Genomic DNA, 15,598 nt, shown 5'->3' on the forward strand with positions numbered 1-15,598 from the left:
ACACCTCACCCGTTGTCATGAGCCCACAATACACAGCGCGATCAGCGGCGCCAGATTGAGCAGCAGAATACCGAGCTTGTACAACGTCATGCCACCGTAATGCAGCGCATCAAACGTGGCACCGGAGAGATCGAACCAGCGCGTATGCAGCCGGTACATTGCATCACGGGCCAGCACGACAGCGGCGAACCAGATCATCAGCAACAGGTAATTGATCAACGTGCTCCACAGCAGCACGTCTCTGAACTCGGCAATCGACATGACGAACCTCCCTGGTCAGTAACCGTCCGCACCGGACAGCCCGATCTCCCTCTTCGGCATCATGGCACCGTCAACACAGAAAGCAAAAGCGGCCGCGCTGTCACATTACTGACGCACAGCACAGCGACACTGCCCGGCATGCTGCCCGATACCGCCCCGCTGCCTGGCCTGCCGATCCCGGAAATGTTGCTGGCCCCGGCCGATGGCGACAGCCGTACCCTGCACGAACGCTGCGCCGGTCGGCGCAGCCTGCTGGTACTCGGCGGTGACGCAGCATTGCTGCATGCACTCGCCCGGCTGGCGCCGCAGACCCTGGTGATCGCGCTGGGCGGCGCGCCGGGCGACTGGCCGTTTACGCAGCGCCGGGATGACGACGGCACGCTGTGCCAACGCTGGCTGCAGCACCTGAACGCCACCACGCTCGCGCTGCCCGTCCTGCTGAATGTGGAGCCCAACCTGCGCATCCGTCAGGTGTTCGCCGCCGCCACCGCCGATGATCTCGCGCACCTGGACATGCCGCCGTCTCTGCCCGCCGCGCCCCTCCAGCACGCCGCGCCAGTGCTGTGCATTCCGGACGTTGTGCCGGCCTCGCTCTGCCAGGCACTGATCCAGGCGCACGACACCGACCACCACGACAGCGGCCTGCTGCGCCGGCGCAACACCACCACCACGCTGGTACCGGACTATCGGATCAAGCGCCGGCGAGATCATGCGCTTGCCATACCGGCTCTGACCGAGCGAGTGACCGACGCATTGCGCCAGCGCGTATTGCCCCTGGTGCAACAGGCCTTCACCTTTCCGGTGACACAACTGGAGGGGTACAAGGTGGTCGCCTACCACGGTGGTGAGCAGGGACACTTTGCCCTGCACCGCGACAACACGTTGCCGGACACACGGCATCGCCGGCTGGCACTCTCGCTGTTGCTCAGTGATGACTACGACGGCGGCGAGCTGGTGTTTCCGGAGTTCAGTGCGGCCGGCGTCGGTGCAGCCCGCTACCGGCCGGCTGCCGGCAGTGCGGTGGTGTTCTCCGGCAGCCTGCTGCATGGCGTGCAGCCGGTAACCCGGGGGCGGCGGGATGTGTTGCTGACGTTTCTCTGGTAACCCGTTACCGGCGCGCCCGGCGGGCAGCCGCAAACGCGCGGCGCGCCCAGTGAACGGCCACCTCCGGATCATCGAGCATGTCATCCGGGGCCTGGAAATAGGAAAGCTGCACACGTTTGCCGCGCTTCTCGTAACCGAATGCCGGCAACCCCGCGGCCTCGAAATCCGGCCGGTTTTCGTCATCCGCTTTCAGGTACAGCACGTCGTCCGCGACCAGCGCAAACATCAGCCCCGCATGGAAGATACCGTGGCCGCCAAACATGCGGCGCGCCGTGACCGGACCAAAGTCCGACAGCACTTCCCGCAGGTATTCCGTGTATTCACTCATCGCCTCTTTCCCGCCAGGTCCGCCCGCGTCGTTCACAGTTCATTACACGCCGCCACGCACGCCCGTGCAATCTGTTACCCATTGCAACCGGGCTCACGCGCCGATTGACCGCGTCACCCCCCAGGCCTTAAATAGAGAACGCCCGTCAGGAACAGGAACGTTCTCATGACCATCACCCGCAGGGATTTTCTCAACGGGGCGGCGCTGACCATCGCCGCCGGCTTCACTCCCCTCCAGGCACTGCGCGCCGCCCCCCAATTGTATTACCCACCCATTCTCACCGGCATGCGCGGCAACCATCCCGGTTCGTTCGAAGCCGCACACAAGGTCGGCCGGCAGGGGCACCGCTTCCCGCTCGGCGGACTGTCGGTCAGCGAACAGTATGATCTGGTGGTGGTCGGCGGCGGCATCAGTGGCCTGGCCGCCGCGTATTTTTATCGCCAGCAGCACCCGAAAGCGACAGTGCTGATCCTCGACAATCATGATGACTTCGGCGGCCACGCCAAGCGCAATGAATTTCACGAAGGCGGGCACACGCTGCTGACCTACGGTGGCAGCGAATCCTTCCAGTCGCCGAAGGCACTGTTCAGCGAACGCGTCAACGGCCTGCTGCGTGAGTTGGGCGTGGACGCCGACAAATTCATGCGTTACTTCGACCGCGACTTTTATTTTCGTCAGGGCCTGAGCCGGGGCGCCTTCTTCGACAAGGCGCACTTCGGTGTCGACAAGGTGATCGGCGGCAGCCCGGAAATGGGCATTGCCGACGACCTGCGGCCAGACCTGCTCAACAGTCGTTCGCTGGAAGCCTACATCAACGACTTCCCCTTACCGGAAGCCGACCGTCGCGCCCTGATCACCCTGCACACCGATCCGCCGGACTATCTGCCCGATATGTCCCTGGAAGAAAAAGAGGAATACCTCGCCACCATCAGCTACAGCACCTTCCTGAAGCAGCACGTCGGCCTGAGCGATGACGCCATGCTGTATTTCCGCTCGATGAGCAACGAATTCTACGGCTATGGTGTCGATGCCATTGCCGCCATCGACGCCTACGAAACCCGCTACCCCGGCTTCGATGCCATGCACCTGCCGCCGATCAGCGAGGAAGTGCAGGCCGAGCTGGACGAGCCGTACATCTACCACTTCCCCGACGGCAACGCGTCCGTGGCGCGGTTGCTGGTGCGTGCTCTGATCCCGAACGTGGCACCCGGTGCCGACATGGACGACATCGTCATGGCGATGTTCGACTACAGCCAGCTCGACCAGCCCGGCAACGCCGTGCGCCTGCGCCTGAACAGCACCGCCGTGCAGATCGACAACCCGCAAGGCCCGGTGGATATCGGCTACCTGCGCGACGGCGTACTGCATCGCGTGCAAGGCAAACAGTGCATCCTCGCCTGCTACAACATGATGATCCCGTCGATCATGCCGTCGCTGCCAGACGAACAGAAACAGGCGCTGCACCGCAACGTGAAAGCACCGCTGGTCTACACCAAAGTGCTGCTGAAAAACTGGCATGCCTTCAAGAAACTGGGCGTGCATTCCCTGTACGCCCCCACCGCGCCCTACAGTCTGGTGAAATTGGATTACCCGGTGAACATGGGCGGCTACACCCACGCCCGCAGCCCGGACGATCCGATCATCGTGCACATGGTGCAGGTGCCCACCGTGCCGAACACCGGCCTGGATGTGCGCCAGCAGTTGCGCATGGGCCGCTCGAAACTGCTCGGCATGTCGTTCGACGAGATGGAAGCGGAAATCCGGCAACAACTCGGCGCCATTCTTGCCACCGTCAACGAACCCCTGGACCCGCTGATCAAGGCCATCACCATCAACCGCTGGTCACACGGCTACAGCTACGAGGAAACCAGCCTGTTCGATGATTCAGACCAGGCGGAGCAGACCATCAACCTGGCGCGGCAGGCCCACGGCCAGGTGGCCATCGCCAACTCCGATTCGGGCTGGAGCCCGTACATGCATGCGGCCATCGACGAAGCCTGGCGCGCGGTCAACGAACTCAACGGGGAGGGCTGATCATGCGCCATACGGCACTGCTTATCGCGCCCCTGCTCGCGCTGACACCGTTGCTGCACGCAGCGGATGCTGAACAGATCCAACGCGGCGAATACCTCGCCCGCATCGGCGATTGCGTCGCCTGCCACACCGCACCCGGCGGCGCATCACTCGCCGGCGGCCTGCCGATGGAAACACCTGTCGGCGCCATCTACACCACCAACATCACCCCGGACAAGGACACCGGCATCGGCGACTACACGCTGGAGGATTTCACCCGCGCCATGCGCGAAGGCGTGGCACGCGACGGCCACCATCTTTACCCGGCCATGCCCTACCCCTCGTTTGCCAAAGTCAGCGACGATGACATCGCCGACCTGTACGCCTATTTCATGCACGGCGTGGAACCCGTTTCGCAACCCAACAAAGACGCCGACATCCCCTGGCCGCTGTCCATGCGCTGGCCGCTGGCGATGTGGAAAATGATGTTCCTCAAGGAAGGGGTGTACGAAGCCGACAGCGAACAGGATGCCGAATGGAATCGCGGCGCCTATCTCGTGCAGGGTCTGGGCCACTGCGGTGCCTGCCACACCCCGCGCGGCATCGCATTCCAGGAAAAAGCGCTGACCGACGCCGACGACGCCTACCTCAGCGGCGCCACACTGGATGGCTGGTGGGCCACCAGCCTGCGTGGCGACTGGCGTACCGGCATCGGCGGCCTGTCGGTGCCGGCGCTGGTGGCATTATTGAAAACCGGCTTCAGCAACCAGCTTTCCGTCTCCGGCCCGATGGACGATGTGATCACGCACAGCACCACGCATCTCAGCGACGAAGACCTGACCGCCATGGCCGTGTACCTGAAATCCCTCTCCGACCAGCCCGCCACGCAGACCACGCGCGTCAACGAGCCGGTGCTCAACGGCGGCGAACTCTATAGCGAATACTGCGCCACCTGCCACCGCGACAACGGCGCCGGCTACCCCGGCGTAACCCCGGCGCTGTCCGGCAACCCGACCGTGCTGGCCGACCACAGCAGCTCCGCCATTCGCGTGATCCTGCACGGCGCGCGCAGCCCCGACACCGGCGCAGGCAACACGCAATACGGCATGCCGGGCTACGGCTGGCAGCTCAGTGATGCGCAGATCGCGGCACTGGTGAATTATCTGAATACGCGCTGGGGGAATCGCGGCGACGCCGTCAGCGACAAGGACGTCGCCGGCCTGCGTTAGACATGTTCTGCTGATCCGGGATAATGCGGTGCACTACCGCAGCCCGGATCAGCATGCAGAATTCACTGTTTCCCGATCAGGATGACCAGCCCCTCGCCAGCGTCCGCCCCGCACCGCAGGCCCCCACCCTGCGCGCACTGGCCGGGCAACTGCCCGCCAACCTGCGGCTGGGCACCTCGTCCTGGCACTACCCCGGCTGGGCCGGCCTGGTGTGGGACAAGCTCTACACCGAAGCACAACTCTCCCGCGATGGCCTGCCCGCCTACGCACAGCATCCGCTGTTTCGTACCGTCGGCGTGGACCGTGGCTTCTATCGCCCCCTGACGACCGAGCAATACGCGGCCTACGCAGCACAAGTGCCCGACGACTTCCGTTTCGTCATCAAGGCACCGAGCCTCGTCACCGACGCGCAGATTCGTGGCCCCGGCGGGCAGGGGCGCGAAGACAACCCCGCCTTCCTCAGCGAAGACGCCGCCATCACCCAGTTCGCCGAACCGGCCCTCGCCGGCCTCGGCCACAAGCTCGGCGCGCTGGTGTTCCAGATCAGCCCGCTGCTGATGCCCGCACTGAAACAGATGCCGCGCCAGATAACCCAATTGCATCGCCTGCTGCGCGCCTTGCCCGCCCTGCACGAGCGCGCGCCCGATGCCGTCGTGGCGGTAGAAGTCCGCGACCCGCAGTGGCTCACGCCCGATTTTGTCGCTGCCCTGCGCGACACCGGCGCCACCTATTGCCTGGGTCTGCACGCCAAGATGCCGCCCATCACCGAACAACTGCCAGTCCTGCGTGCCCTCTGGCCCGGTCCACTCGTATGCCGCTGGAACCTCAACCCGGTCCACGGTGCCTTCGGCTACGAAGACGCCCGCGACCAGTATTCCCCCTTCGACAAACTCGTCGATGAAGACCTGGTCACGCGCCAGGCCCTGGCAAACGTGATCGCCGGTACCGTTAACGCCGGACAGCGCGCCTACGTCACCCTCAGCAACAAGGCCGAGGGCAGTTCCCCGCTGTCGGTGATCAAACTGGCCGAGGCGATCCTCGCGCGCTGACCGCACTCTTTGGCTCTCGCCCCTGTGCAAACACCGCGTTCTGGTCTATCCTGCGTCATACTGTTCATATGGACAGTTATCACATTCTTTCAACGGGAAGGCACAGAGGTAATGAATGGCCGTCGAAGTGGTATATCGCAGCACACGGGATCCGGAGCAGCTTTTCATGGATAAGGCCGAAGCGGATCGTCACGACAAGATGCTGGAACTGGCCGAAACCCTGCGCGATGTGCTGCAGAAGGCCGTGCCGTCGCTGAGCGAACAGCAAGGGGAAGAGCTGGGGATCTTTATGGCGAAGAACCGGGCGGTGTTTGCGAAGGCGTTCAAGAATCAGGCTGAGGCGTTGAATGAGTTGGAGATGCCGGGCTGAGCGCCTGCTTGCCCGTCCACCGGGGAGCCGCTACCGTTCAGGGCTTCCCGACATTGATTGCTAACGGTAGGCAAGGCGCTTTTTATGAATGACCTGACGATCATGGGGCTGGATAAGGATTTGATGGCCAGGCTAGCCGACCGGGCAGCGAAACAGGGTCGTTCCATAGAGGAAGAAGCGCGGGATATTCTGCGGATTACGCTTTATCAGGAATCTGACACGAGCGAATCACTGGTGGACGCCATCCAGGCAAGGGTCAAGGCAGCGGGCATCGGCGTAGATTTTGACTTACCGTCGCGGGACAAGATTCGTTGATTCCATTGCCTGATTGATACTTAAAATGACTTGGTTAGCCAAGGCGGCATCATAGTTATATAACTCCGACCTATACACACAACCTGACGACCTAATTAGTTTGTGAATCACCCTTTCCGCCTTCTCGCAATCATGGAACCAGTGGATAGCGTAAATAATCCATTTTATCTTGTGGTGAATTTCAAGTTCTCTTTTCCTGGTATGAGGATGTCTTTTTGTTCTCCCTATCTTTAAAAGGCGGGGATTACTTGAATCATAAAGAACATAGACATACCCTGCTTTGCTTTCCGCTTCATACATCTTCAGCTCACCTTAAATAATTTGATCACCCAAACCAGTGTGACGAGACACACTCCTACTCATCGCAGCATTCAATGATCGCTCATCCATGGTCATCATCACCCGCTCTTTGGCGCGGGTAATCCCGGTATAAACCAACTCTCTCCCCAGAATCAGGCTGTCACTCTCCGGCAACACCAACACCACCTCATCAAACTCACTCCCCTGACTCTTGTGAATCGTCATCGCCCAGCATTCCTCAAACGCCGGCAAGCGCACGGGCGGCACATAACGCACTTGCTCATCCGGCGCGAGGAACGCGACTTTGAGCTGGCCATCTTCCGGGTCGAGGACGGCGACGCCGGCATCGCCGTTGAACAGTCCCAGCGCCCAGTCGTTACGTGTCAGCAGCACGGCGCGGCCGGGATACCATTCCTCGCTGTCAGTGAGGCCGGCGCGGCGCAGTGCGCGGGTGATCTGTGTGTTGATCTGTTCGACGCCCCATGGGCCGCGACGCAGGGCGCAGAGGATGCGGAAGCGGCCGAAGGCGGTCAGGACGTCTTCGGCGGGGGCGCCGGTGGCGGCCAGTGTGAGCATGGGCTTCAGTGCGTTGACGGCGTACTGGATTAACGCGGCGCGGTCCGGGGCGGCCCAGGCGAGGTCCGGCGGGGGCGTGTCACGCAATGCCTGCACGGCGCGTACGTCGCCCGTGCGGACAGCCTCGGCGAGTTGGGCGATACCTGAAGTGTGTCCGAAGCGATGCGTGCGGGTGAGCCGGACAACGGTGTCATCGACCAAGCTGGTCTGCTGGGCGCTGTCCGGCACATGAATGCCTTCCAGCGCCAGCCGCTCGGCAAGTGGCGCGGAAAATTGTGTGCCGCCCTGGCCACACAGATCGGCAAAAACGCTGCCCGCTTCCACGGAAGCGAGTTGGTCACGGTCGCCGACCAGATACAGGCTGGCCTGTTCGGGCAGGGCGGCAACCAGTTGGGTCATCAGGCCGAGGTCGATCATGGAAGCTTCGTCGACGACCACGATATCCACCGGCAGTGGACGTGAGGCGGTGTAGCGCGGGCGGCCGTCGCGGCCGGCGCCGAGCAGGCGGTGCAGGGTGACGGCTTCGCTCGGCAGGGCGTCGCGTAATGCGTCATCTATCTGCAGTGACGGCAAGGCGGCGCGCAGGGATTCTGTCAGGCGTGCCGCCGCCTTGCCGGTGGGGGCGGCGAGGCGGATGCGCGGCAGCGGGTCATCCGGCGCAAGTGTGTGGGCGACCAGCAGTTGCAGGGCAAGCATGCGCGTGACGGTCCAGGTTTTGCCGGTGCCGGGGCCGCCGGTGATGATGCCGAAGCGATGCAGGGTGCAGTTGATGGCGGCGATGCGTTGCCAGTCTGTTTCCTCTGCGTTGTCGGGAAACAGGGTGCCGGCCAGCTGGCCGGTCAGGCCCGTGGGCAGTTCGCGGAGCATGAGGCGATGGCGCACGGCGGCGGCCACGCGGCCTTCGGCCTGGTAATGCCGCGACAGGTATAGGCGGGTGTCATCCAGAATCAGGGGCGCGTTGTCGCCGGGCGCGCCGATCAGTGTGCCGTCGATGGGCGGCGGCGTGTCGGGTCGCCAGGGGCAATCCGGCAGATCAAACGGCTCCGCCGGGGCGTGGGCCAGATCAAGGCAGACGTGTCCCTGGGTCGACATGAAGCTGACCAGCGCCGTCAGCCAGACGGCGTGATCGTCGCCACCGTGTTCGGCGACAAAGCGCGCCAGGCTCACATCCAGTGGCCGCAGGCCGCCACGGCCCACGCGTGCTTCCAGCCATTGCAGCGCCGCGCTCATGCGTCACCTCCGAGCAGGGCATCCAGGTGCTGCAGCAAGGTCGGCGCGGGCGTGTGGAACCAGATGCCGTGGCCTTCGCGGCTGATGCCGCGCACAAACAGGTAACCAACGCCGCCAAAATGGTGCGCCGGGTCGTAGTCCGGCACGGTGCGTTGCAGATGACGGTGCAGCGCCACAGCGTAGAGCATCGCCTGCACGTCGTAGCGGTGTTCGGCCATGGCGGCATCGAGGGCCTCGGCGTGGTAATCCGCGACGCTGACGCCGAGCCAGTTGCTTTTGAAATCCACCAGGAAGTAACGGCCCCCGACGCTGAACACCAGATCGATAAAGCCGCGCAGCATGCCGGCCACATCGTCAAAGTGCAGGGTCGGGCGCGGTTGTGTGGCGGGCAGGATATTCACGGCGGCATCCAGGGCGGCGGCGTTCAGGTTGGTGAGCGGCAGCATGAATTCCATTTCCGGACACCAGAGATCCGCATCGCCCAGGCGCGGTTGGCCGCTGGCCAGTGGCGCCTGCAAGGTCTGTTCGACCATCTGACGCAACACGTTGGTCCAGGCGGGATCGAAACCATGACGGCTGAGCTGGGCGCGGACCATGTCGTCGGAGAGGCGGAACGGCAGCTGATACTCGACGCGTTCGAAAATGCTGTGCAGGCAAATGCCCGCCGCAGCGCCGCGTGGAAACGCATGGATGGAGGTGAACTGGGCGGCCGGCAGACTGAACACCGGCAGTTCCGCCGGCTCGAAATGCTCGGCGTGTGGATGCTCCAGGTCGCGCGTCAGGCCGGTGTAGCTGGTCAGGCGCCAGTGATCGCTGATGTGGCCGGTGAAGCGGCGCACCTGATCGGTACGCTGTGCGGGCGGCACGGGCACGTCGCCGGCGGCGGCCGGCGGTTCATCGGTCCAGGTGACCTGATCGCCGTGGGCCAGGGCGTCGAGCCGTACGCGGTAATGGTCGGTGTCGGTTTCGTCGGCGCCGAGGGCAAGCAGGTGATGCAGTGCGGAATCGGCACGGCCTTTGCCCACCGGCGCCAGCATGACGTAGCAGCGCTGGATGCTGCGGGTCAGTGCCACATAAAGCAGCCGCATGTCTTCGCCGAGCTGTTCGCGCCGGGCGGCCGCGCGCAGTGCCTCGACGCGCGCTTCCGGCAACAGGCGTGCGGCATCCAGTGCGCAGTATTGCTGTTGTGTGCTGTCGTCGTAGTAACCGATATCGTGACTCGCGCGCGACGGCGCATTCCACATGCCTGCCACGAAGGTGACCGGATACTGCAGCCCTTTGCTGGTGTGGATGGTGACCACCTGGACCAGATTGTCTTCGCTTTCCAGCCGCAACTGCCGGGCGTCATCTTCCATCGGTTCCTGGCGCTGGCGGGCATACCAGTGCAGCAGTTCGCGCGGGCCACCCTGGGTGCCGGCGGCCTGTTGCAGTAATTCGCACAGATGCAGAAGATCGGTGAGCCGGCGTTCGCCGTCTTCGCCGGTGCGCAAACGCACGAGCACTTTTTTCTCTTCGAATAATCGATACAGTGCGGGCAGCACACCCTGCCGCCGCCACAGCGCAGCGAGTTCGCGGAATTGTTCGAGTGTGCGCTGCCAGCCACGGGCATCGTTGAACAGTTTGTGCAGCGCCAGCGGGGCGATGGCAAACAGCGCGGTGCCCAGCGCACTGCGCACCAGGGTTTCGTTTTCCGGCTCGACCAGCGCGGCCAGCACCTGTTCGAGGTCGGCCGCGAGCACGGTGGTGAACACACTTTGCCGGCCACGGTACACACAGCCGATCGCTTCGGCCGCCAGCGCATCGCGCACCAGGCGTGCTTCATTGTGACCACGCACCAGCACGGCAATGTCGCCCGCCGCCAGTGGCCGGTCACCCTGCATCGCCTTGCCTTGCGCGGCGAGGCTCAACAGCCGCCGAATCTCGGCGGCGATCCAGCCCGCCTGCCAAAGCTGTGCGTCGGCCTTGTTGTCTTCCAGACCGGTCTGTTCCGGGTCAGCCAGTACCAGGGTCAGGGCGGCGCGCTGTTCCGGCGCGACAATACGCAGTGGTTTTTCATCGGCGCGGCCTGCGGCCCTGGCGGCATAAAAGCCGATGCCGTCGATCAGAAACGGGTCGTCGTGCTGTGCAAATACGCGGTTGACGGCCTCGACCATCGGCGTGGTGGAACGCCAGTTGGTGTCCAGGGTAAAACGCTTGTCGGCTTCGCAATCGCGCGCGGCGCCCAGGTAGGCATGAATGTCCGCGCCACGGAAGCGGTAGATGGCCTGTTTCGGGTCGCCGATCATGAACAGCGCGGTGCCGGCGCGCTGGTAGTAGAGGCGACGAAAAATACGATACTGCAATGGGTCGGTGTCCTGGAATTCGTCCACCAGGGCGACCGGGAAACGGCCGCTCACCTGTTGCGCAAGTTGCTCGCCCGCGTCGGCATTCAGGGCGCGGGCGACGTCACTGAGCAGGTCGTCCATGCCGCGCTGGCCGGCGCCGGCTTTCAGCTGTTGCAGGCGCTCGAGCACGTGCTCGCGGGTAAAGCCCAGCAGCACACAGCGTTCGAGTGCCGGCGCCTGTTCTTCGGCGGCGACGATATCCGGCAACAAGGCCAGCAGTTCGTGGCCCGGCACATCCGCCAGCCGGTCCGGGTTGGCTGCCGCGCGTAATTCTTCCGGGTACAGCCGCACGCTTTGTATCTGGCCGTTGCCGGTCCGGGCGACGGGCGTGTCGGCCTCGCCGTCGGCCCAGGCGTCCAGTTGGTTGAGCGCCGGTTGCAGCCAGCGCCATTGCAGTTTGCGGCCGTTGAACACCTTGTCCTGGCAGGCCTGTTCCAGATGGCGGCGCACCACGCCGCCGTGGGTTTGCCAGGCCAGGCGCAGTTCTTCCAGCAGGGCGAGGCGTTGCCGTTCGCGCTTGCGGTAGTCGCCCAGGCTGATCGCCGGCTCCAGTTGCGGACGCGGGCTGCGCAGCAAGGGCCTGAGTTGCGCAAAGAGGCCGTCGGGGGTGTCGAAACTGCGCAACAGGGCGGCGCTGAGTTTGTCGGTGTCGGTGTAGACCTGCTGTCGCCAGACGTCGGTCACGGCCTGCTGGATCAGTGCGCTTTCGTCTTCGACAAAGGTGCATTCCAGTGGCGCACCCAGGTCCAGTGCGTATTCGCGCAGCAATCGCTGGCAGAAGCCGTGGATGGTAAAAATGGCCGCGTTGTCCAGGCTGGTCAGCGCGCGATCGAGCAACAGCAAAGCGGTGGCCTGGGGCACCTGTTCCAGCAGGAAGCGTTCGAACGGATCGTCGCTGTCGGCACGCTGGAACAGTTGCCGCGCGTCAGCCAGGCGCAGGCGGATACGGCCGCGCAGTTCGGCCACGGCGGCGCGGGTAAAGGTCACCACCAGAATGCTTTCCACCGGCAGCGGTTCGCGGCCAACGCCCAGCACCAGGCGCAGGTACAGGCCGGCGATGGAGAAGGTCTTGCCGGTGCCGGCGCTGGCTTCGATCAGGTTCAGGCCGTCCAGTGGCAGGCGGCGCAGGTCCATGGGCTGCATGTCATTCATACGGCAGCACCTCGGCAGCCTGTCGCAGCGGCTTGAGCAGGCACTCGCCTTCGCGGGCGAAGTCGCGCAGGTGCTGGTCGGTGAAGACCGGGAACAGGCGCGCTACCGCCGGGTCAGCGGCTTCGCCGGCGCTGCGCTCGTTGCCCAGCAGTTCGGTTTCCAGCCGGGCCGGTTCGTCCGGGTACACCAGCGCGGCCCAGCCGGTCTGCGGCAGGAAGGTCAACGGTGTGCTCAGGCCACGGCGATAACGCTGCAATATTGTCTGCAAGTGTTCTGTTGCCTGCACGGGCGGCAGCGGCGCCAGTTGCAGCCGCACATCACGGAAATACAGCATGGAGGTGCGCGCCTGTTCCGGCAGTGGCAGGGTATTCAGCGCCAGGTGCATGAGCCAGTATTCGAGCAGGTGACGCACTTTCGGCATGGCACGGGAATCGGCCAGCGGCGCGGCTTTTTTGGGCGCCTCGCGGAACAGCCGCGACGGGTTGCGCGCCTGCCAGCCGGCACTGGTCAGTTCGCGAAAATGCCCGGCCACCGTGACGCCCTCTGCGGTAACGCTGAAGTCCGCGCCCGGCAGCAACTCCCCGGCCTGCCACAGGCGACGAATCTGTTGCGCGTGTTCTTCGGCCGCGGCGACATGCTCCTGCAGGAACAGCCGGCCGGTGTCACCCGGCGGCAACTGCCCCCGGCCCTGCCAGCGAGCCATCAGATCATCCAGGTCTTCGCCGGCCAGTGCCTGTTCGAGCACGTCTTTTTCCAGTTGCCAGATATCCAGACCATCCGGCGCGAACGGCTCATCGTCTTCGAGCACGTCGTCACGGGTGCCGAGATAAATGCCCAGGCGCTGTTCCAGCAACGCACGCGGCGGATTTTTCAGAAACCGCGCGAGATCGGCGATGCCCGGCGTGAGCAGGCGTTCGGCCAGGGTGTCGTCGTCGGGCAGATTGCTCATGGGCAGCGAGGCAATATTGCTGCCGGCGGCCACGTCGCCCCACAGGCTGGAATAGGAAAACAGTGTTTCATCACCGCCGAAGTAGCGCGGGCTGAACGGCTGCAGCGGGTGCCGCACGATCAGGGACTGCGACAGGCGTGTGCCGTCTTCGGTGACGAAAGCCTGGTCCAGGTAATCGGTCAGCTCCGCCAGCACCACGGACGGTGGCCGCTCGCTGTTGTCGCGGCTGTCGCGGCCGCACCAGGAAATGTACAGCTCGTCGCGCGCGGACAGCAGGGCTTCGAGAAACAGGTAACGGTCTTCGCTGCGGCGGGAGCGATCGCCCGGCAGGGGCCGGTCGCGCATCAGGTCGTGCCCGGCGGGCTGCTCGGGGCGCGGGTAGGCATCGTCCTGCATGCCAAGCAGGCAGACGACACGGAACGGCACGCTGCGCATCGGCATCAGCGTGCAGAAGTTCACGCGGCCGGCCAGGAAGCGCTGGCCGCCGGCACTGCCGGCCAGTTGTTGCCGCAGCCAGCCCTGCACCATGTCCACGTCCAGCGGTGTGTCATCCAGTGCCTGTCCTGCGGCGCTGGCGAAGGTATCCAGCGCCGCGCGCAACTGGTCGATCTCGCTTTGCCAGGCGGCGTCTTCCTGGAAGCAATCGTCGAGCAGCAGGTTCAGACGCTGTTGCCAGCGTGCGGCACTGCACGGCTGGTTGAAATCCCGATCAAAACGCTGCAACTGGCGCAGGCACCAGGCCAGCTTGCCGGCCAGCTCTGCCTGCCCCTGGGTCAGCCCCGGCAGGCTGGGAATGCCTTGCCAGAGCGTTTCGTCCTCGCCCATGGCGACGCCCAGCAGCAGGCGTTCAAGGCCGGCGGCCCAGCTGTTTTCGGAGAACGTCGGCAGTCCCAGTCGGGTGCGGTGCTCGGCATCCAGGCCCCAGCGGATATGCGCCTGCTCGATCCAGCCGCGCAGCAATGGCAAGTCGTCGACGCTGAAGCCGAACCGTTCGCGCAGTGGCGCCACGTCCAGCAGGTCCATCACTTCGTTGGCGGTGAAACGGCTCAGGCGCGGTTGCAGCAGTTGCAGGAAGGCGCGCAGCACCGGCGCTTCTTCCGCCAGGCTGCGGTCGGCGATTGCCCAGGGAATCGGGTGGCTGCTGTCGGCGCCGAACACGGCTTCGATCAGCGGCGCGTAGTCGCTCACCTGCGGCATCATCACCACCACATCGCGAGGTTCGAGATCGGGATACTGTTCGAACAGTGCCAGCAGTCGATCGTGCAGCACTTCCACCTCGCGCATGGGGTTGTGGCAGTCGTGCAGTTGAATGTTCGGTGTTTGCGGCGGGCGCGGTGCGGTGCGGCCGTCGCGCAGATGAAAAATGTCCGCCTGTATCTGGCCCAGCAATGTGGTGTCTTCCGGCGCCTCGAAGCTGTCCAGCTCTACGGTCTCCGGCCACAGGCCGCCGAGCAGCAGTTCCAGCAGTTCGCGGCCCTGGCCACCGAGGGATGCCAGCAGCGGGTTGCCGGTTTCCTCGAACAGTTCTTCCGGCGCCTGGCCATTGCGCAGGGCCTCGACGCGGCGGCGCGCCAGTTGCCGGTCGCTTTGCACATGGCCCCAGTACTCGGCGCTGGGGTTGAGCAGGAACAGGTGCACGTCAAGCTGCTCGCCCAAGGCGCCGAGTGCTTCCAGTTGCGCCGCCGGCTGACTGGTGGGCCCGAACAGGCACACACGCTTCGGCAGGCGCGCCTGGTGCAGGCGCTGCCCGAGCAGGGTGGCATTCATCAGTTCGCCCCGGTGCAGATCCTCTGGCGCCAGCGCCCGGATGCGCGCGGCCAGTTGCTGCCATAACCGTGGCTGCCAGCGGCGGTGTGCCGGGACGTCCCCTGTTTCGCCACGCTCCCAGTCGGTCATCCAGCGGGGACGGTAGACGAGGTACTGGTCGAACAGGTCAGCAATCTGCTGGCACAGCTGGAAGCGACGCAGCGGGCGGTCATCCCGCAGGTATTCCGCCAGCGGCGCGCCGTCAGGCTGGGTGAGCATGTCCGGCAGCAGCGCCATCAGGTGCCAGAGCATCGCCTCTTTGCTCCAGGCAGACTGCTCTGGCAGCGCCGGGTGCAATTGCCGGTGCAGTTGCCAGAAGAAGGAGGACGGCAGCGGGAAATGAAAGTTGGCGGCAATGCCGAGCCGCTCCGCCAGGTGCAGCCGCAACCAGGTGGCCATGCCGGGGCTGTGCACGAGGATTTCTTCAGGCACCAGCGGCGCGGGGGGATCGGCGCGCAATACGGCTGCGAGCATTTCCGCGAGGTGTTCGAGGCGGTTTGACTGGTACAGGTAGTGCATCAGCAGTCCGTGG

12 protein-coding genes are annotated in these 15,598 nt (G+C 64.6%); 6 read left to right on the forward strand and 6 right to left on the reverse strand.

All coding sequences use genetic code 11. The annotated features are described in order from the left end of the window. Window positions 1–15: 15 nt before the first annotated feature. Window positions 16–261, reverse strand: a complete 246-nt coding sequence (locus S7S_RS17620; protein ID WP_008734806.1) for a DUF6868 family protein — start codon at window positions 259–261, stop codon at window positions 16–18. A 138-nt stretch (window positions 262–399) separates the two neighbouring features. On the opposite strand from S7S_RS17620, the gene S7S_RS17625 reads away from it, so the two are divergent. After that, window positions 400–1,365, forward strand: a complete 966-nt coding sequence (locus S7S_RS17625; RefSeq protein WP_008734804.1) for a 2OG-Fe(II) oxygenase — start codon at window positions 400–402, stop codon at window positions 1,363–1,365. 4 nt (window positions 1,366–1,369) lie between these two features. Here S7S_RS17625 and S7S_RS17630 read toward each other — a convergent pair whose 3' ends face one another. After that, window positions 1,370–1,693 (reverse strand): TfoX/Sxy family protein, encoded by a 324-nt coding sequence (locus tag S7S_RS17630; protein WP_008734802.1) that lies wholly within the window; start codon window positions 1,691–1,693, stop codon window positions 1,370–1,372. A gap of 165 nt (window positions 1,694–1,858) precedes the next feature. Here S7S_RS17630 and S7S_RS17635 point away from each other — a divergent pair, with 165 nt between their 5' ends. The 5 genes from S7S_RS17635 (at window position 1,859) to S7S_RS17655 (ending at window position 6,669) form a co-directional block, all read left to right on the forward strand. Further along, complete coding sequence (locus S7S_RS17635; protein ID WP_008734800.1) at window positions 1,859–3,727, forward strand: NAD(P)-binding protein; 1,869 nt, start codon at window positions 1,859–1,861, stop codon at window positions 3,725–3,727. Between the two features lie 2 nt (window positions 3,728–3,729). Next, entirely contained in the window at window positions 3,730–4,935 is a 1,206-nt protein-coding gene (locus S7S_RS17640) for a c-type cytochrome (protein WP_008734797.1), read from the forward strand. Between the two features lie 53 nt (window positions 4,936–4,988). Then, window positions 4,989–5,984, forward strand: a complete 996-nt coding sequence (locus tag S7S_RS17645) for a DUF72 domain-containing protein (RefSeq protein ID WP_008734795.1) — start codon at window positions 4,989–4,991, stop codon at window positions 5,982–5,984. A 115-nt stretch (window positions 5,985–6,099) separates the two neighbouring features. Continuing rightward, window positions 6,100–6,354 (forward strand): YebG family protein, encoded by a 255-nt coding sequence (locus S7S_RS17650; RefSeq protein WP_008734793.1) that lies wholly within the window; start codon window positions 6,100–6,102, stop codon window positions 6,352–6,354. 84 nt (window positions 6,355–6,438) lie between these two features. Next, window positions 6,439–6,669 carry a FitA-like ribbon-helix-helix domain-containing protein gene (locus S7S_RS17655; protein WP_008734790.1) on the forward strand — a complete coding sequence of 77 codons (231 nt, stop codon included), beginning with the start codon at window positions 6,439–6,441 and terminating at the stop codon, window positions 6,667–6,669. On the opposite strand, the gene S7S_RS20220 is transcribed toward S7S_RS17655, so the two are convergent. The 4 genes from S7S_RS20220 to recC are packed head-to-tail and all read right to left on the reverse strand — an operon-like array spanning window position 6,643 to window position 15,585. After that, the gene (locus tag S7S_RS20220) at window positions 6,643–6,969 is read right to left on the reverse strand and encodes a GIY-YIG nuclease family protein (protein ID WP_082027766.1); all 327 of its coding nucleotides are present in this window, start codon (window positions 6,967–6,969) and stop codon (window positions 6,643–6,645) included. The genes S7S_RS17655 and S7S_RS20220 overlap by 27 nt on opposite strands. Before the next feature lie 12 nt (window positions 6,970–6,981). After that, window positions 6,982–8,775 carry an exodeoxyribonuclease V subunit alpha gene (gene recD / locus S7S_RS17660; RefSeq protein ID WP_008734788.1) on the reverse strand — a complete coding sequence of 598 codons (1,794 nt, stop codon included), beginning with the start codon at window positions 8,773–8,775 and terminating at the stop codon, window positions 6,982–6,984. Next, a complete protein-coding gene (gene recB / locus S7S_RS17665; RefSeq protein ID WP_008734786.1) occupies window positions 8,772–12,311 on the reverse strand; it encodes an exodeoxyribonuclease V subunit beta in 3,540 nt (1,179 codons plus the stop codon). The genes recD and recB overlap by 4 nt, the downstream gene beginning before the upstream one ends. Continuing rightward, window positions 12,304–15,585 (reverse strand): exodeoxyribonuclease V subunit gamma, encoded by a 3,282-nt coding sequence (gene recC / locus S7S_RS17670; RefSeq protein WP_052269275.1) that lies wholly within the window; start codon window positions 15,583–15,585, stop codon window positions 12,304–12,306. Before recC ends, recB begins: the two co-directional genes overlap by 8 nt. Window positions 15,586–15,598 lie beyond the last annotated feature (13 nt).

It is taken from the genome of Isoalcanivorax pacificus W11-5, from assembly GCF_000299335.2.
Taxonomy (GTDB): domain Bacteria; phylum Pseudomonadota; class Gammaproteobacteria; order Pseudomonadales; family Alcanivoracaceae; genus Isoalcanivorax; species Isoalcanivorax pacificus.